Genomic DNA, 18668 nt, shown 5'->3' with positions numbered 1-18668 from the left:
TTAATTAACTTCTAAGTACTTTGTGGCTAAAATAGGCCCAATCTTATCCATAATTTGTCCAGTTGCTTCAACAGTTGTCCAACCTGCTGTGTTTCTGGGTGTGCCCTTAAGTTTAAATCCTGATCCATCTCTATAATGATATACATAGTCTTTATTAATTGCAGTTTCATCAAACATGACCGCCATTACAAATTGTGGTTTAGATGTTGGAAAAACAGAAACAAATGTGTTCACTTTTTTGTTAACATATTTTCCATTTAAAATTTTATTTGCAGTTCCTGTTTTGCCACCTATTTCGTAACCACTAACATTAGCTTGTTTTGCGGTACCTTCTTCAGTAATTTTTCTTAAAATTTTCAAAACTTTTTTTGAAGTTTCATCATCTAGAATTCTTTTTTTCTTATTCTTATTATTCTTTTGGATTAAAGTTGGTTCAATATAATATCCACCATTTGCAATTATTGAATAAGCTTTGGCCAATTGGATTAAAGTAGTGGTAATACCATGTCCAAATGAAGCCGTTGCTAAAGGACATTTTCCCCAATTAAACTCTAAAGGTTTTCCAACTTCATCAATATCAAAATCTATTTTTTCTAAAATACCAATTTTACTTAAAAAAGATTTGAAATTATCTACTCCAATTTTTTGTCCTATTTTTACAGATCCAACATTTCCAGATTTTATTAAAATCTGTTCAGCAGTTAAATTTGGTGAAATTTTTTGATCGTATTCTCTTATTGGAAATCCAGCACACATAAGTGTTTTGGGTAAATCTGTGAATACAGTCTCAGGTTCAATTAATTTTTCATCAATTGCTGCTGCTATAGTAAATGTCTTAAAAACAGAGCCAAATTCATAAACTCCTTTGCTAACTCGATTGATATAATTTTTGTCTATAATTTGTTTTCGTTTATTCAAATCAAAGTCAGGCAATGAAGTAAAAGCCAAAATGTCACCAGAATTAATGTCCATTAGTATTGCCGCACTACCTTTGGCTTTAAAAATTTCATTGTATTTTTCTAGTTCTTTTCTGATTAAATATTGAATATCCGTGTCTACAGTTAATTTGAGAGGTTCAAGTCTATTTTTAAGATCCTCATCAAAAGATTTCTCCAAACCAGAAATGCCAATATTGTCATCATCTATTTGTCCCAAAATATGACTAAATAAATTTTTTTGAGGATAAAGTCTGGTTATGCTTTCTCTCGGTTTTATTGATTTATCTCCTAATTTCATCAACTGCTCATAATTTTCTTCAGAGATTTTCTTTTCAAAATTGAAAAATTTATTTTTATCTATCCTTTTTTTAACTTCTTCATAATTTTTTTCAGGAAAAATATATTTTAAATTAAGTAACAATTTTTTCTCATCTATTATTTCGAGAGGGTTGATGCCAATATCTATTGATCTTACAGTTTTAACTAAAAAGTTATTATTTCTATCTACAATATCTGCTCTATATAATTCACTTATAAGTAAATCATTTTTATTTTTTTCTATTACTTTTGATTGCCTAGAACCAAGGTGAAGTAAATGAATAGAAAATATAATTGAAATTAAAATTAAAATAAAAAAAATAAATGCAACTCTATTAAAATCAATCTTTATTTCAGATCTTTTTTTATTATAAGAAAAATTGTACCGGATATCTTCTATCTCAAATCTATCAATTTTATTATTCATCAATCTTTAAAATCTTTTTAATTTCAATATTGTTTTCAATGACTTGAAAATCCTCTAATTTTTTTTGAATTAATTCCTCTTCAAAGAATTTGGTTTGATATTGCATTAATTTTTCAGCTGAACTTAAATAGTTATATTCTAACATCAAATCACTTAACTCTTTTTTTGAAATTCTAATATTTTCTCGTTTTGTAAAAATTTGATCTTCTATATTCTTTGTTGAATTTTTAACTAAAGTTGTCGCTACAATTAAAAATAAAATTAAAGAGATTACCCAAAATTTTTTCATAAATTATCTCCTAATTTTTCAATTTCTAAAAGATTGTTAAATTCATTAATAATATTTGTTTCAAAATCATAAATGTCTATTATCTTTTTTGCATACCTTAACTTCGCAGATCTTGAAGGTGGATTTTCTTCAATTTCTTCTGCTGATGGTAAAATTGGTTTCTTCTGATTTAAATTAAATATCAGATTTTGATTATCATTATCAGGTAAATATCTTGAAATACTTTTTTTCTCTGACAGACTTTTAAAAAAAAACTTGACAATCTTATCTTCTATTGAATGGAAAGTTACTACGGCCAAAACACCATCTTTTTTTAAAACTTTAGTTGCATTTATTAATCCAAAAATTAATTCGCTAATTTCTTTATTCACAAAAATTCTTAATGCTTGGAAAACTTTTGTTGAATTATTTATCCTAAAACTCTTTTTTCTTTTTGTTTTTTCGATAATTTGAACAAGCTTAGGTGTATCTATTATTCCTTTTTTTCTTTCTTTAACGATGCTTCTCGAAATAAACTTTCCTTCAATTTCATCACCGAAAAATTTAAATATTTTTGTTAAACTATCTTCATCTAGTTTATTAATTACATCTTTCGCTGAAAAAGAATTTAAACCCATTTTCATATTTAGTTCACTCTTAGATGAAAATGATAGTCCTTTTTCTTCATCTTTAATTTGTAAAAATGAATAACCAAGATCTAAAACAATGCCTTTTATATTTTCATTTTTTAATTTTAAGTTTAAAATTTGACTGAATTTTAAATTTTTATATAAAAATCTATCTTCAAACTTTAACTTAATCTCTTCAGCTGTTTTTTGTGTTTCAATATCTCTATCTAAAGAAATGACTTTTGTTTCAGGATAACTTAATATTTTCTTTGTGTAACCACCTTGACCAAAGGTACAATCAATAAATGTGCCACCATGTTGAGGGGTAATAACGCTAATTATTTCATTAAGCAGTACAGGATAATGTTTTATATCATCCTTTACTATGGTGGCTTCCATTTATTTTTTTGAAGACCATTAATTTTTTTGTCTTCTTAAAAATGCAGGTATTTCCAGATCGTCTTCATCATGTTCATCTTCTAGTAATAATGCGTCTGATTTTTCATTACTTTCTGATGTATTGAACAAATCTGGTTCATTCATATCTACACCAAACTCCTCTAGGCCGTTTGAATGTGTATCTAAATTTTCTTCTGGTTGCTCAATATTGTTTAAAGCTTCACTTGTAAAAGATGTCTCCTCATCAAGTTTTGAACTTTCTTCAACAATATTTTGTGCTTCCATATTTGAGGAAACGTTCATTTCTTGAGAAACATTTCCAGCCATAAGGTTCTTTTGCTCTTCGACTATTTCACTATCAATTTTCAATGCATTAGCACCATGTGTAACTGGATTTGAAGATTGATTAGAGAATGTAAAAGATGCTGTTCCCATATTTGAAAAATCAGAATAACCAGGGTTTCTATTTTGAATTCTGTGAACCATATTAATAACTGATTTTGCTTCTGGCTGTTGTCCATCTAATGAAGTTGCAACAATTGATACTCTCATTTTTCCATCTAAATCAGAGTCTGTGATCGCTCCAATAATTAATTCTGCTTCTGGATCAACTTCAGCTCTAACTTTGTTAACTGCTTCATCTACTTCAAAAAGTTTTAAGTCTTTTCCACCTGTTATATTAACCAATAATCCTTTTGCGCCTTTTAAAGTGTAATCATCTATTAATGGATTGCTTATAGCCATCTCTGCAGCTTTCAGAGCTCTTCCTTCTCCTTCTGCTTCACCTGTCCCCATCATAGCTTTACCCATTGATGCCATTACTGTCTCAACGTCAGCAAAGTCTAGATTTATCAGTCCGGGTCTAACCATTAAGTCTGTAATACTTTGAACACCGTGCATTAAAACATTATTTGAAAGGTTAAAAGACTCTTCAAAAGTAGTTTGTTCATTAGCAATTTTAAATAAATTTTGATTTGGAATAACTATAATTGTATCAACATGTTTTCTAAGTTCTTCTAAACCTTGTTGAGCTCTTCTCATTCTTGAGGGACCTTCGTATAGGAACGGGAGAGTAACTACACCAACAGTTAAAATATTTAATTCTTTAGCGGCTCTTGCAATAACATGTGCAGCACCAGTACCTGTTCCTCCGCCCATGCCAGCAGCAATAAAAACCATATTTGCACCTTGCAAAGTATTCACAATTTCATTCAATGACTCATCAGCAGCAGCTTGACCAATGTCTAATTTTGCACCAGCCCCTAAACCTTTCGTAAGATTAAGACCTAATTGAATTTTAGTTTTAGCTTTACTCATTTTAAGATCTTGAGCATCTGTATTAACAGCAATAAATTCTACTCCTTGAAGATTATTATCAATCATTTCGTTTATTGCATTACCACCTGCTCCTCCCACTCCTAGAACCAAAAGTCTAGGCTGTAGCTCCTTAATTTCTGGTGTTTTAAAATTTATAGTCATCGTTATTTCCCCCGTTATTTATTTAATTGCTGCTCCCATTTAAGACTCGCTCGATTTAAATTTGATTTTTTTCTAGCTGTTGCCTTAAATTTTTCAAAAAGTGCTGGTTCCCAAATCTGGAAAGTTTTTCCTTGACCAACAAACGTCATGCTTTTTTTAATTTTTGCATGTTTTAATAATTTTTCTGTTAAAGAAATTCGTCCCTCACTATCAAACTGTAAGTTAATACTTTCAGATAAAACTGAAGTGGCAAAAACATCTCTTTTTTCATCAAATGGATTTAAATTATCTATACTATTTGAAATTTTTTCAATTCTATCTTGAGGCCATGCCTCAATTGATTGATGATTAAATGAAGGAAAACAAATAACACCGTTATATCCAAGATTAGATAAATAGGATCTAAAACTTGCAGGCACCGATACTCTTCCTTTTTTGTCTATATTGTTTTCGTAACTCGATAAAAACATAACTCATATTTATTATAAATTCCTATATTTGGGAATTTATGGGATAATATGGGATATATAATATAGAGTCAATAGCCTGTTGATACATTTAATAATTGATTCTTGGCCATTAAAAAAGTGAATTAAAACGTGAACATTTAAAATTGGAGATTTATCAAATTTGCCAGATAAACTGTAAGCCGGGTTCTGTCGTTTAAATTTACCATTTGTCTAGGCTTAAGATCACCCTTAAGCTCAAGCGACTAACCCTGATGACTAGCTAAGGACAGCTTTTAGTTTTTCAACAGCGTCATCTCTACTTAGTCTTGCTCCCAGTGGGGTTTTCCAGCGTTCCTTGTTACCAAGAGAACCGGTGCGCTCTTACCACACCTTTTCACCCTTGCCATGATATGGCGGTTTATTTTCTGTGGCACTATCCCTAGGGTTGCCCCCGCCAGGGGTTACCTGGCACTGTATCCTTTCGGAGCCCGGACTTTCCTCTTTTATTAAAAATAAAAGCAGTAAATCATTTATCTGGCACTATTAAATTAGTACTTTTTGAAATATTTTCAACTTAAGATTATTTAGCTTTCAAGATATTTTTAGAAATTAAAAAGCATTCTTGATCAATCTTACCATTAATAAGTTGGTTTCTATATTTTCTTTGAAAAGCGGTAGTTAAGATTTTATTAGAATTTACTCTACTTTGTTTAGATATTTTACAGTATCCAATTTTATATAAGTTTTTGATAAATTCTTGCTCTAATTTTTTGTTTATCCTAACTTTTCTTGATTTTTTTAATTCATTTAAATTTAGACTATGCCAATTAATAATGTTGTTTTTTGCCAAAATGGACCAAGGAAATTTTTCTCCTGGGTCTTTTTTTCTATTAGGCGCTATATCTGAATGACCTAAGATATTTTTTTTATCAATATAAAATTTTTTTTTTAAGTCTTCGACTAAAGATAATAAAGATTTAACTTGTTTTTGACTGAAAGATTTATATCCATGATCATGACCTGGGTTGTGTATTTCAATACCAATTGAATGTTTATTTAGAGACACAAATTTTTTCCATTTAGATTTACCAGCATGCCATGCTGTATAGCTGTCTGGCACCATTCTTATTATATCACCATCATTTTTAATAAAATAATGACAGCTAACTTTTGAATTAAAATCCAATAATCTCGAAATTGCTTCCGATTCTTTTTTCATTCCAGTGTAATGAATGATTAAAAATTTTATTGAATTTTTAAGTCTTTTTTTGATATCAAAATTAGGAGAATAATTATTATTTATCAATAATGCCATATTTTAGGCCATTTTTTTCTTATTTTGTTAATTTACATATATAATTATTATATTATACAGATCGAGAATGATTAAAAAAATTATTTATACCTCAGTATTAGCTGCAAGCTTAACTTTAAGTGTTGTTGCTGGTGCAAACGAAAAAATTCTTAAAAAGAACGATCCTGCAGAAATTAAGGACTGTCACGAAGGTATAAACAGAACAATATTCGCTTTAAATAAAGGTTTAGATAACGTTATATTTGAGCCGGTTGCAAAAGCTTACAGAGTGTTACCAAATCCAGTAAGATCAGGTGTTAGTAATTCACTTCAAAACTTAAGCAGTGTTGTAACGATTCCAAATAATGTTTTACAAGGTGAATTTAAGAAAGCAGGTGTGAATACAGGGAGATTTGTAATCAATACTACACTTGGAATTTTAGGTTTCATTGACATCGCTGAAAAAATGGGTTTCGAAGAATATCAAAAAGAAGATTATGGACAATCTTTGGCTGTTAGAGGTGTTGGTCCTGGATGTTATTTAGTTTTACCAGTCTTAGGTCCTTCAACTGTAAGAGATACTGCAGGTTCAGTTGTTAATTTATTGGGTGGTGACGCTTGGTACAATGTAACTGTAAAAAACAATACTCAACATTTTGAAGATAGTGACTATATCGCATCGAGATTAGCTACAGGAGTAGATTTTAGAGCAAAAAATATTGAGTCTTTTGATAATCTTGAAAAGAACGCAGTTGACTTTTATGCTTCAGTAAAAAGTTTATACCTGCAAGATAGACAACAAAAGATTTTAAATTCTAATGGAATAATCGAGGCAATGGATGATTCTGATTGGGATGAAATTGAAAACTAACCTTCAACTTAACAATAAATAATCATGATTAAAAAATATTCTTTGGCATTTTGCATCTTAATTTTTACCTCACTTTTAAATTTAAATACTAACGCTATAGAACCAGATGTGTTTGTTCAGTCTACAGTTAATAGAGCAGCAGACACTTTGAGCGGTGATCTTTCTAAAGAACAAAGAATTGTTGAGTTAAAAAAAATTGCTGCAGACACAGTGGATATAAAAGGTATAGGTTTTTACTCACTAGGAAAACATAGAAAAAATCTCTCTGATGATAAAATAAATGAATATTCTGAAATTTTTCATGAGTATTTTATGACAAGTTTTTCAAGCAGGCTTGCTGAATATTCAAATCCTATAATTGAAGTAAATTCAAAAGAAAAAATTAATGAAAACTACACTATTGTTTCTAGTACTTTAGTTGCGACAGAAAAAAGACCTGAAATAAAAATTGAATGGCGAATTTATACTAAAAACCCAGACAAACCACTGATAAGAGATTTAATTATTGAGGGATTGAGTTTGGCCAGAACTCAAAAAGAAGAATTCAATTCTATAATTCAAAGTGCAGATGGTGATATAGAGGCACTATTAACTAACTTAAAAAATTTTTCGAACGAATAGAATAAAGTTAATTAAATAGTGCTAAAACTGAAGATTAGTTCCAAAATAGCATTTATAATTTCTGGTTTATATTCATCAATTTTTATATTTTTCTCATTATACAAAGCTATAATTTTATTGTTTGTTAAATCAGCTATGGAAGATACTTTTGTTGGTGGAGAAACTTCAGATATTTCTATAACCCTCTGGTTTCTAATTGCTGGTGTGATGACTTTTACAACTTTTATATTTTTTTATTTTCTTAAAATAAAAGACCTTAAAAGCCAAAAAATTATTATGACAGGTACTTCATTTGCGTGGCTATTCATATGTATAATCCAGTTAATATTATTTAAAGAATATTTTTACTTAGCAATGTTTACCTTGATACCTTTGGTGGTAAATTACATGTCAATTAAGACACTTAAAAATGATATTTTAAGGGAATTAAATAAAAAAGGATTATCAGAAAAAGAAATTCATCTATTGCAGTTGCTAGCAGGTATTAAGAAAAAATAACTTATATTTTGGTGGGCCCACCAGGACTCGAACCTGGGACCAATACATTATGAGTGTACTGCTCTAACCAACTGAGCTATAGGCCCAAAAGAAAGTTTAGTTATACCATTTTTATAAAGTTATCAAATAAAGAATTTTTGGTGGGCCGTGTTGGTTACGCTCCAACTACCCCTGCAATGTCAATGCAGTACTCTACTATTGAGCTAACGGCCCAAATTAACTTTCTAAAAAACTTTTTAATTGTTTGGATCTACTTGGATGTTTTAATTTTCTAAGAGCTTTGGCTTCGATTTGTCTAATTCTTTCTCTTGTCACAGAAAACTGTAAACCAACTTCTTCTAAAGTATGATCTGTATTCATTCCAACCCCAAAACGCATTCTTAAAACTCTTTCTTCTCTTGGAGTTAAAGTTGATAGAATTTTTGTAGTTGCTTCACCTAAATTTGATTTTATAGCTTGTTCTAATGGCGCTAATGCTTTTGTATCTTCTATAAAGTCACCTAAACTACTGTCTTCCTCATCACCAACTGGTTTTTCCAGTGAAACTGGTTCTTTTGAAATTTTTAATACTTTTCTAACTTTATCAAGAGGCATCCTTAATTTTTGTGCAAGCTCTTCTGGAGTAGCTTCTCGCCCAAACTCACTTAAAATCAATCTTTGAGTTCTTACAATTTTATTAATTGTTTCAATCATGTGAACTGGAATTCTAATAGTTCTTGCTTGATCAGCAATTGATCTTGTAATTGCTTGTCTTATCCACCACGTTGCATAAGTAGAAAATTTATATCCTCTTCTATATTCAAATTTATCAACAGCTTTCATCAATCCAATATTTCCTTCTTGGATCAAATCTAAAAACTGCAAACCTCTATTTGTATATTTTTTAGCAATCGAAATTACTAATCTTAGATTGGCCTCAACCATTTCTTTTTTTGCAATTCTAGACTCTTTTTCTCCCTTTTGAACTCTGCTGACAAGTTTTTTAAAATCAGTAACAGAAATACCAAGTTTATTACTAATCTCTATTAATCTCTCTCTTATGTTTTTGAATTCATCTTTATACTTTTGAAAAAATTGTTTCCATACAGCGTTAGTATCTAAGAATTTTTTTAAATTAGGGTTTATTTCATTTCCTACATAAAATTTAATAAACTCATTTCTAGAAATTTTATTATCTATAGCCATTCGAAGAAGATTGCCTTCTAATGAGATTATTTTTTTATTTTCAGTGTAATGTTTTTGAACTAATTCCTCTAATACAGATGGTGAAAGTTGTAATGATTTTATATTTTCTAAAATATCATTTACCACTTTTTCATAACTTTTCTCTTTAGATGGAGAGAAATTTGTTGAATTTAAAATACATTCTAATTTCTCTTTTTGATACTTGATTAACTTATTGTATTCTTTTGTAAGCGTATTAATAGTTGCTAAGACTTTTGGTTTAATCTCAGTCTCCATTGCAGCAAGTGTAGGATTAAAATCATCATCACCTTCGTCCGTTCCGTTCTCTTCATTGTCAGATGAATTTTTTTGCTTACTTGAGCTTGTGTTTTCATCCTCCATGTAATTAGTATCAATATCAATTATTTCTCTAACTAAAATCTCATCATTATTAAGTTTTTCATTCCATTCAAAAAACTGTTGAGCAGTAATAGGACTTTGGGAAAGCGCAATTAACATTACATCTTTTCCAGCTTCAATTCTTTTTGCAATAGCAATCTCACCTTCTCTGGAAAGGAGCTCTACTCCACCCATTTCTCTTAAATACATTCTTATAGGGTCATCACTCTTCTCAATAGTTTTACCTTCTTCTTTTGAAGAACTATCTTTTTTCTTAAGTACTTTAAAATCAGATTTTTTTTCTACTAATGATATTTTTTCATCCAAAATATGAATAAATGCTTGTGTAAGATTTTCATCTGAAAGATTTCTTTTACCAAGTGATTTACTTAATTCCTCATAAGTAATGAAGCCTCTATGAGTTCCACGACCCATTAATCTAGCAAAAGATTTTGTAATTATTCGTTCCACAGTAAAAAGTTTGAAAGACTTATATAATGGCAATTAGCTAAAAATCCATTAATTATTTTTTCAAAATTAATTGATATTTTGTCTTTTTTTCAGCTCTTTCAGCTCGTTGAATGTTTCTTCACTAAAATCCTTTGAAAATCTCGACTCTAACTCTTGGATTCTAAACACCAAATCATAGTTATTAAGATCTCTCTTTAAATCTTCAAGAATTTCTAATGCCTCAAAATCATCACCTGCTTTATTTGCTAATATATGTTTGATTGATGCAAATCGATTAATTTTAGTAATCAATTGATTGTCTAAATTTAAATCATCTAAAGATAATTCATCTAATGCTTTTGCTTTATCAATTATGTGTTCATATATTTTCTTATTTTCATCTGAAAAAAACTTTGCGTCCTCAAAAAGATTTAGATTTTCTTTCACTAAATTTAAATTGTTTATAATTAAATAAAGGAGAGATAGTTCTTTAAGTTCTACTCCACTAAATTGTTTGCTTTCCTTGTAATGTTTTTTCGTAAGGTCTAAAGACTTGGTTTTTTTTATATAATTTGAATTTTTTCTAAAAGATTGGAGAGGTGTTAGTTCTGAAATTTTCTCTAAAAAATACTCTAGAACATACTTTTTTATGTATTCATCTTTAATAGTGTTGGCGATACTTTTTAATTTTTTTTCAAAAATTGCTAACGATGATGGATCATTGCTTGTTTGTTTTTTGTAATGATTAAAAATAAACTGATGGATAGACAATTTACTGTTTTTTGAAAATTCTAAAAATTCATTTTTACCTTTTTTATTAACAAAGCTATCTGGATCTTCATTTTCTGGTAAAAATAAAAATGATATTTGTTTTTCAGGTTTTAATTCTTTAATTGAGTTTTCTGCAGCTCTTAATGCAGCTTTGTATCCGCTCTCATCTCCATCAAAACAGATAACAATATCATTATAAAACTGGTTTAATATTGAAATTTGTCTATCTGTTAAAGATGTTCCCAAATTAGCTACAACATTTTCAATATCATTTTTGTTTAAACTTACAACATCCATATATCCTTCAACTAAATAAATGTTTTCTAATTTATTGGAAAGTTTTCTTGCAATATCTAAATTATATAAGTTTGACCCTTTTTTAAAAAAATATGTTTCAGGAGAGTTTATGTATTTTGCTAAATAATCTTTTTTTTCAATAATTCTTCCGCCCAAAGCAATTGGTTGACCGGATAGATTATTTATTGGAAAAATAATTCTGTTACGAAATCTTTCAACTAATTTGTTTTTTTTATCATCAATATAAAACAATCCTGTTTCCATTAATGAATTTTCATTAAATTCATTTTTATATTTTTCAAGAAAGGTAGAATTGTAATCTACAAACCCAATTTTAAATTTTTGAACTATTTCTTTTCCAAGAGATCTGTTTTTTAAATATTCTCTCACACTAGAGTGGGCTTCATTTTTTAAAAGTTCATTATGATAATAATCAACATATCTTGAATAAATTGAGGAATATTCTTTCCATTTCTTCTCTCTTTCCTCATCTTGTTTTGAAAACATATATGGCTGCATACCAGCTACATTTGCTAAATATCTTACTGCCTCTCCAAATTTTAAATTCTGCGTTTTCATAACAAAATCAAAAATATTTCCATGTTCTGCAGTTGCAAAACAATGATAAAACTCTTTTTCATCATTTACTGTAAAAGATGGAGTCTTTTCATTTTTAAAAGGAGACAAACCAACATATTCCTTCCCTCTTTTTTTTAATTCAACAGATTTTGAAACAACAGTTGATACTTTTAATCTTGATTTTATCTCATCAAGATACTCTTTTGGATATTTCATTATTTGTTTAACAATTCTTTAATTAGTGATCCTGCTTTTGCAAAATCTATCTCATCTGAATAATCTTTTTTAAGAGCGCCCATCACTTTACCCATGTCTTTAACAGAGGCTGCTCCTGTTTTTGAAATTATCTCCTCACAGATTTTTTTTGTATCTTCTTCACTTAATTGTTTTGGAAGAAAACTTGTTAAAATATCATATTCATTTTGCTCAACTTCTAAAAGGTCTGTTCGATTATTCTTTTTATATATCTCTATCGATTCGGCTCTTTGTTTAACCATTTTCTTTAAAAGCTTTTTAATATCTTCATCGTCAGTTTCTTTTTTTTCTGGACCTGATCTATTTGTAATATCAAGATCTTTTATAGACGATAGAATTAACCTGTAAGTTGAGATTTTTGATTTATCTTTCGCTTTAAGGGCGTTTTTATATTCGGTTTCGATAGTTTCTTTCAAAGACATAATTTTTTAATCTACTTGAAAGATAAAAATGGTCAAAAGAAAAAATTGTTTTTTCACAGTTTTATAATACATATCGGTTGCGATAATAATTCAATTATTGTAATTACCTTTAACTCATGAGTTGTAATTGATTAAAAAAAGAAAAAAAACTAACTCAAAAAAAATCACAAAATTACATACAGGCGTTTTAGTTCTTGAAAATAGTAAAATATTTAAAGGAATTGGTTTAGGCTACTATGGAACTGCCACTGGAGAAGTGTGTTTCAACACATCGCTTACAGGTTATCAAGAAATCATTTCTGACCCATCTTATGCTGGTCAAATAATCAATTTTACGTTTCCGCACATAGGAAATGTTGGGACAAATAAAGAAGATGTTGAGTCTGATAAAATTTGGACCAGAGGTGTGATAATAAACTCAGAGATAACTGATCCCTCTAATTATAGAGCTTTATCTCATTTGGATAGGTGGCTTAAAAAGAATAAAATTATTGGTATTACAGGTTTAGATACTAGGAGTTTAACTAACTTCATTAGAGATAAAGGAGCACCAAAAGGGACTATTTCTCATTCGAAAAATGGTAAATTTAATCTTAATAGCTTAACCAAGAACACTATTAATTGGAGTGGATTAAAAAATTTAGATCTTGCAAAAGAAGTAAGCACAAAGAAAAATTTTACGTGGAAAGGTTTAAAGACCTGGAAAAAAGAAGATGGCTTTAAAAAAAATAATAAAAATATATATCACGTTGTTGCTATAGATTATGGAATAAAAAAAAATATTTTAAGATATTTTTCAGACTTTAGATGTAAAGTTACTGTTGTTCCCTGTGATACAAAGGCTGATAAAATCTTAGCGCTTAAGCCTAGTGGTATTTTTTTATCTAATGGCCCAGGAGATCCAGCTGCTACAGGAAAATATGCTATTCAAATAGTAAAAGATTTAATTAAGAAAAATTTACCAATATTTGGCATTTGTTTAGGTCATCAAATTTTAGCTCTAACTCTAGGTGGTAAAACAAAAAAAATGAAATTAGGCCATAGAGGTGCAAATCATCCAGTTAAAAATCTTATTCATGATAAAGTAGAGATCACAAGTCAAAATCATGGTTTTGAAGTTGTTAAAGAAAGCTTACCAAAAAATATTGAGGTAACTCATAAATCTTTATTTGATAACTCAATTGAAGGAATACGATTAAAAAATAAATCAGTCTTTTCTGTTCAATATCATCCAGAGTCTAATCCTGGTCCTCAAGATAGTGTTTATTTGTTTCAAGAATTTATTAACTCAATGAAAAAAAATGCCAAAAAGAAAAGATATTAAAAAAATATTAGTCGTAGGAGCTGGTCCAATTATTATTGGTCAAGCATGTGAATTTGATTATTCAGGCACTCAAGCTTGTAAAGCATTAAGAGATGAAGGATATAAGGTAATTCTGATTAACTCCAATCCAGCAACAATTATGACTGATCCAGATGTTGCAGATAAAACTTATATAGAACCGATTACTTTAGAAGTTTTAGAAAAAATAATTAAAAAAGAAAAACCAGATGCAATTTTACCGACAATGGGAGGTCAAACAGCTCTTAATCTTGCAATGGATGCTGAAAAAAAAGGAATTCTGAAAAAATATAAAATTGAATTAATTGGAGCAAATTCAAAAGCTATTTCAAATGCTGAAGATAGAAAAAAGTTTAGAAAAAATATGTTAGATATTGGTTTGGACTTACCAAAGTCACAAATCGTAAACAACATTAAACAAGCATCAAAAGCTTTAAAACAAATTGGTTTACCTGCAATAATAAGACCTGCTTTTACTCTTGGTGGTCTTGGTGGTGGTATAGCAAGAACAAAAAAAGATTTTATCAAAATTGTATCTAATGGTCTTCATGAGTCTCCTGTAAGCCAAGTCTTAGTAGAAGAATGTTTACAAGGCTGGAAAGAATTTGAAATGGAAGTTGTTAGAGATAGAAAAGATAATTGTATAATTATTTGTTCCATAGAAAATATTGATCCAATGGGAATTCACACAGGAGACTCTGTTACAGTCGCTCCTGCTTTAACACTAACAGACAAAGAATACCAAGTAATGAGAAATGCTTCTATTGCATGCTTAAGGAAAATTGGTGTTGAGACAGGTGGTTCAAACGTTCAATTTGCAATTGATCCAAAAAATGGACGAATGGTTGTTATAGAAATGAATCCAAGAGTTTCCAGATCTTCTGCTTTAGCCTCTAAAGCAACAGGCTTTCCAATTGCTAAAGTTGCAGCGAAACTTGCTGTTGGTTACACTTTGGATGAACTTAAAAATGAAATAACAAAAGTAACACCTGCTTCATTTGAACCAAGTATTGATTATGTTGTAACTAAAATTCCAAGATTTACCTTTGAAAAATTTCAAACGTCACCAGCTGAACTTGGTACATCAATGAAATCTGTTGGTGAAGCAATGGCGATAGGAAGAAACTTTAAAGAGTCTCTTCAAAAAGCATTAGTGTCATTGGAAACAGGTTTTTCTGGTTTAGATAGAATTTTTGATTTAAACAAAAACCAAATTGAGAAAAAACTAAAAGAAAATATTCCAAACAAAATACTCTTAATTGCTGAAGCAATAAGAAAAAAAATAAATCTTAAAAGAATATATAGTTTATCAAAAGTTGATCCATGGTTCTTGGAGCAAATAAAAGAAATAGTCGACAATGAAATAAAGCTAAAACAAAAAGGCTTGCCAAAGAATTTTGAAGAATTTAATAAAATAAAATCAATAGGATTTTCAGATAAGAAATTATCTGAGCTCACAAACATTTCTGAAGATGCCATTAGAAAAAGAAGGTCCGCATTAAATGTATTACCTGTGTATAAAAAGGTTGATACATGTGCAGCAGAATTTAAATCTTTTACACCTTATATGTATTCTACATATCAAAGAAATTTTTCACTAATCACTGAATGTGAAGCAGATCCATCGTCTAAGAAAAAAATCATTATTCTTGGAGGTGGTCCAAATAGAATAGGACAAGGAATAGAGTTTGATTATTGCTGTTGTCAAGCAAGCTTTTCGTTAAAAGACGCAGGTTTTGAAACTATTATGGTAAACTGTAATCCAGAAACAGTTTCAACAGATTACGACACTAGTGACAGATTATATTTTGAACCACTAAAAGAAGAATACGTGTTTAATATAATTAAAAAGGAACAAGAAAACGGCAATTTAATCGGAGTTATAGCTCAATTCGGCGGTCAAACACCAATTAAACTAGCAAAATTTTTACACGATAATAAATTACCGATTTTAGGGACACAATACTCATCAATTGACTTAGCTGAAGATAGAGACAGATTTAGAAACTTATTAAATAGATTAGAATTAAAACAAGCAGAAAGCGGTATAGCCAAAACATATAATCAAGCAATTCAAATTGCTGAAAAAATTGGTCTTCCTTTAATGGTGAGACCGTCTTATGTTTTAGGTGGAAGAGCCATGGAAATTGTTCATGACAAAAGCCAGCTTAAAAATTTCGTATTAGAAGCATTTAAAGCTGCAGATAATAATCCAATTTTAATTGATAAATTTTTAGATCATGCAATGGAAGTTGATGTGGACGCAATTTCAGATGGTAAAGAAGTTCATGTTGCTGGAATTATGCAACATATAGAAGAAGCAGGAATACATTCAGGGGATTCAGCTTGTTGTTTACCTCCTGTTTCAATTAAACCCTATTTGGTTAAAGAAATTGAAAACCAAACTAAAAAATTAGCGTTAGCACTTAAAGTTAAAGGTTTTATGAATATTCAATTTGCAGTTAAAAAAGATGAAATTTATGTAATCGAAGTTAATCCAAGGGCTAGCAGAACTGTTCCATTCGTATCTAAAGCAAAAGGATTGCCACTTGCAAAAATAGCTTCGAGAGTTATGGCTGGTGAACAATTGTCTAAATTCTCATTAAAAGAAAAAACTAAAAATATGTACGCAGTTAAAGAGGCAGTTTTCCCATTTAATAAATTTCCTCAAAGTGATGTACTTCTTGGTCCAGAAATGAAATCAACAGGTGAAGTAATGGGATTTGATAAAGACTTTGGTATTGCCTACGCAAAAAGCCAAATATCAGCCTACAATTCTTTACCTACTAAAGGATTGGCATTTATATCACTTAAAAACTCTCATAAAGATGAAGGTATTGATCTTGCAAAAGAGTTAATAAAATTAAACTTTACACTATGCGCAACAAAAGGAACTGCGGAGTATATAAGAAAATTTGGGATGAAATGTAAAATTATCAATAAAGTTAGTAGCGGTAGACCTCATATTGTAGATGTTTTAGACTCTAAAAAAATAGCTTTAGTAATTAATACTGGAGGTGGAAACAGTGAACATAGATTAAGTGATGCAATAGCACTAAGAAGAGCTACATTAAAAAATAAAGTTCCTTATTGCACAAATATGTCAACTGCAATGGCTTGTCTACAAGGAATCAAATCTTTAAAAACTAAAAAATTAGAAGTTAATTCTCTTCAAGATATTTAATTATTTACTTTCCAATCTGTTGGGAAAGTTACATAATTTACTTGGACACATCTTCTTTCTTTAACAATTTTTTTCTTTTCCATACCATGCCAAGTATTTGGACCACTTGTAAACATGTATCCATAATTATGTTTATAGGGAACTGTTTTTACTTTTTCTAAATTTTCATTATAAAAATCAGTTCCAAGATCTTCAGACTCATTAACATTGTTTACAAAAATTAATCCTGAAAGTAATTTTTCTTTGATATCACAGTGTGGTTTCAGCCAAAATCCTTCTCTATCACAAATCACTTCAACTCTTACATATGAATTTGATAAATCTTTATTTATCATTTTTGAAATTGTTTCATGAGTTTCTTTAGACTGAAGTTCATTTATAAATTTAACTAAATTAGGGAAATCATCCGCATTTTCTCTAGTTATGAAACATCTAAACTTTATGGCCTTTCCTCCTGAAGCTATTCCCTCTCTAAATTCTGCTGCACCACCATCGATAGCTCTAGTCCCATCATAATTCAAATTATGCTTAGTAACATCTGGGATATCTGCCTCTACTATTTCTTTAATAGCTCCATCGCTTAGAGCATTATCATACTCCCAATGATCAAACGGAAATTCATGTTTTTTTGAGTGATTTTTAATTGATTTAAGAAAAGTCATATTTAATAAGTTGTTCTTTTATATAACTTGATATTCTATCAGTTTCACTAAGTTTATCATAACTCCAATCTTCTAAAGTATTATCAAGATCTTTAATAATTTTCATAGATTTGAATAGTTCAAAGAATTTTTTAAATCTGTAATTACTTTTTATTGGTTTCATTTGTGCCACATAAATTGGTTTACCAGTCATAGCAGACTCTGAAATCATAGAGGTAGAGTCACATGTGACGACTATATGATTAGCTACTTTTAGAGACGATAAGTAAGCTTTCTTGTCTACTGTATCTACAATTATTTGGTTTTTATCAAAATAGTTATTTGCAATCTCAACTATATTTTTTGGTGTTCTCATAGATGGAATTAATATTAATTGGTAACCATTTTGAATGAAGTTTTTTTTTATTTTTGCAAAAATATTTTCAATTTCTAATTTATCATAATTATAATATTTATTTGGTCCACCTACTATTAAAGCAACTAATTTATCATTTTTAATTTTATCTTTTAAATAATACTCATTTTCATCAAGTTCTTTATGTCTTAAATAATGAATTGCTCCTTTACTTGTTATTACATTGCTGCCTATCAAACCATCATGTTCTGGTGCAATAATGTAATCGAAATTACTTAATGAAACTTTTGGATCTTGAATGTGAATATTCATTATCTTGTTTCCGAATTTTTTTTTTAAAAATATTGATGGAATCACACTTTTTCTTCCACATGAAATAACAATATTGAAGTTTTGATCTATTTTATTTTTGAAAACAAAGTCCTTCACAGGAGTTAAGCTGGGTGGAATAAGCTTCCAAAAAGAACTCAATTCTATTTTCTCGTGTATAAAATCTAAGTCTAAAGCTTTAGCAAGGCCTTCAACTTGACTTATCATTCCATGCATGCCTTCAGTTAATAATAAGCCTTTTAATTTTGTCATTTATAACTATATAGC

The 18668-nt window shown here is 29.2% G+C and carries 16 protein-coding genes, 2 tRNA genes and 1 other RNA gene; 5 read left to right on the top strand and 14 right to left on the bottom strand.

Annotation, left to right across the window (positions count from 1 at the left end; genetic code table 11):
- The 7 genes from ACTT9P_RS02505 to ACTT9P_RS02475 all read right to left on the bottom strand — a co-directional run bounded on the left by ACTT9P_RS02505 (position 1) and on the right by ACTT9P_RS02475 (position 6222).
- Entirely contained in the window at positions 1 to 1683 is a 1683-nt protein-coding gene (locus ACTT9P_RS02505) for a peptidoglycan D,D-transpeptidase FtsI family protein (protein WP_440909118.1), read from the bottom strand.
- The gene (locus tag ACTT9P_RS02500; RefSeq protein ID WP_440909117.1) at positions 1676 to 1972 is read right to left on the bottom strand and encodes a cell division protein FtsL; all 297 of its coding nucleotides are present in this window, start codon (positions 1970 to 1972) and stop codon (positions 1676 to 1678) included. Before ACTT9P_RS02500 ends, ACTT9P_RS02505 begins: the two co-directional genes overlap by 8 nt.
- Positions 1969 to 2979, bottom strand: coding sequence for a 16S rRNA (cytosine(1402)-N(4))-methyltransferase RsmH (gene rsmH / locus ACTT9P_RS02495; protein WP_440909116.1), 1011 nt, complete (start codon positions 2977 to 2979; stop codon positions 1969 to 1971). The genes ACTT9P_RS02500 and rsmH overlap by 4 nt, the downstream gene beginning before the upstream one ends.
- Positions 2980 to 2997: 18 nt before the next feature.
- Positions 2998 to 4458 carry a cell division protein FtsZ gene (gene ftsZ, locus ACTT9P_RS02490; protein ID WP_440909115.1) on the bottom strand — a complete coding sequence of 487 codons (1461 nt, stop codon included), beginning with the start codon at positions 4456 to 4458 and terminating at the stop codon, positions 2998 to 3000.
- A gap of 14 nt (positions 4459 to 4472) precedes the next feature.
- A complete protein-coding gene (mraZ, locus tag ACTT9P_RS02485; RefSeq protein WP_440909114.1) occupies positions 4473 to 4928 on the bottom strand; it encodes a division/cell wall cluster transcriptional repressor MraZ in 456 nt (151 codons plus the stop codon).
- 159 nt (positions 4929 to 5087) lie between these two features.
- Positions 5088 to 5445: RNase P RNA component class A (gene rnpB / locus ACTT9P_RS02480), an RNA gene on the bottom strand.
- A gap of 42 nt (positions 5446 to 5487) precedes the next feature.
- Positions 5488 to 6222, bottom strand: a complete 735-nt coding sequence (locus ACTT9P_RS02475) for an N-acetylmuramoyl-L-alanine amidase (protein ID WP_440909113.1) — start codon at positions 6220 to 6222, stop codon at positions 5488 to 5490.
- Positions 6223 to 6289: 67 nt separating this feature from the next.
- On the opposite strand from ACTT9P_RS02475, the gene ACTT9P_RS02470 reads away from it, so the two are divergent.
- Genes ACTT9P_RS02470 through ACTT9P_RS02460 form a run of 3 tightly spaced genes read left to right on the top strand, consistent with a single transcriptional unit; the run spans position 6290 to position 8191 of the window.
- Positions 6290 to 7072 (top strand): MlaA family lipoprotein, encoded by a 783-nt coding sequence (locus ACTT9P_RS02470; protein WP_440909112.1) that lies wholly within the window; start codon positions 6290 to 6292, stop codon positions 7070 to 7072.
- 24 nt (positions 7073 to 7096) lie between these two features.
- Positions 7097 to 7693 (top strand): MlaC/ttg2D family ABC transporter substrate-binding protein, encoded by a 597-nt coding sequence (locus tag ACTT9P_RS02465; protein WP_440909111.1) that lies wholly within the window; start codon positions 7097 to 7099, stop codon positions 7691 to 7693.
- A gap of 18 nt (positions 7694 to 7711) precedes the next feature.
- Positions 7712 to 8191 (top strand): hypothetical protein, encoded by a 480-nt coding sequence (locus tag ACTT9P_RS02460; protein WP_440909110.1) that lies wholly within the window; start codon positions 7712 to 7714, stop codon positions 8189 to 8191.
- Between the two features lie 9 nt (positions 8192 to 8200).
- Here the strand turns inward: ACTT9P_RS02460 and ACTT9P_RS02455 are convergent.
- From ACTT9P_RS02455 to ACTT9P_RS02435, 5 genes are all read right to left on the bottom strand, one after another.
- Positions 8201 to 8277: transfer RNA gene (locus ACTT9P_RS02455), tRNA-Ile, on the bottom strand.
- 52 nt (positions 8278 to 8329) lie between these two features.
- A tRNA-Val gene (locus tag ACTT9P_RS02450) sits at positions 8330 to 8404 on the bottom strand.
- A gap of 3 nt (positions 8405 to 8407) precedes the next feature.
- A complete protein-coding gene (gene rpoD / locus ACTT9P_RS02445) occupies positions 8408 to 10225 on the bottom strand; it encodes an RNA polymerase sigma factor RpoD (protein WP_440909109.1) in 1818 nt (605 codons plus the stop codon).
- 66 nt (positions 10226 to 10291) lie between these two features.
- Positions 10292 to 12067: a DNA primase gene (gene dnaG / locus ACTT9P_RS02440; RefSeq protein ID WP_440909108.1), complete on the bottom strand. Its 1776-nt coding sequence runs from the start codon at positions 12065 to 12067 to the stop codon at positions 10292 to 10294.
- Entirely contained in the window at positions 12067 to 12528 is a 462-nt protein-coding gene (locus ACTT9P_RS02435; protein WP_440909106.1) for a GatB/YqeY domain-containing protein, read from the bottom strand. Before ACTT9P_RS02435 ends, dnaG begins: the two co-directional genes overlap by 1 nt.
- Before the next feature lie 127 nt (positions 12529 to 12655).
- On the opposite strand from ACTT9P_RS02435, the gene carA reads away from it, so the two are divergent.
- Positions 12656 to 13852 (top strand): glutamine-hydrolyzing carbamoyl-phosphate synthase small subunit, encoded by a 1197-nt coding sequence (gene carA, locus ACTT9P_RS02430; protein ID WP_440909105.1) that lies wholly within the window; start codon positions 12656 to 12658, stop codon positions 13850 to 13852.
- Entirely contained in the window at positions 13830 to 17054 is a 3225-nt protein-coding gene (gene carB, locus ACTT9P_RS02425; RefSeq protein WP_440909104.1) for a carbamoyl-phosphate synthase large subunit, read from the top strand. Before carA ends, carB begins: the two co-directional genes overlap by 23 nt.
- On the opposite strand, the gene ACTT9P_RS02420 is transcribed toward carB, so the two are convergent.
- Positions 17051 to 17716 (bottom strand): hypothetical protein, encoded by a 666-nt coding sequence (locus ACTT9P_RS02420; RefSeq protein WP_440909103.1) that lies wholly within the window; start codon positions 17714 to 17716, stop codon positions 17051 to 17053. The two genes, carB and ACTT9P_RS02420, sit on opposite strands and share 4 nt — an antisense overlap.
- Positions 17703 to 18653, bottom strand: a complete 951-nt coding sequence (locus tag ACTT9P_RS02415; RefSeq protein WP_440909102.1) for a mitochondrial fission ELM1 family protein — start codon at positions 18651 to 18653, stop codon at positions 17703 to 17705. The genes ACTT9P_RS02420 and ACTT9P_RS02415 overlap by 14 nt, the downstream gene beginning before the upstream one ends.
- Positions 18654 to 18668: the final 15 nt, after the last annotated feature.

This window comes from Candidatus Pelagibacter sp., from assembly GCF_052048095.1.
Lineage (GTDB): Bacteria > Pseudomonadota > Alphaproteobacteria > Pelagibacterales > Pelagibacteraceae > Pelagibacter.
Note: the sequence above shows the minus strand (reverse complement) of the source record. Positions and strands in the feature narration are given on the sequence as shown.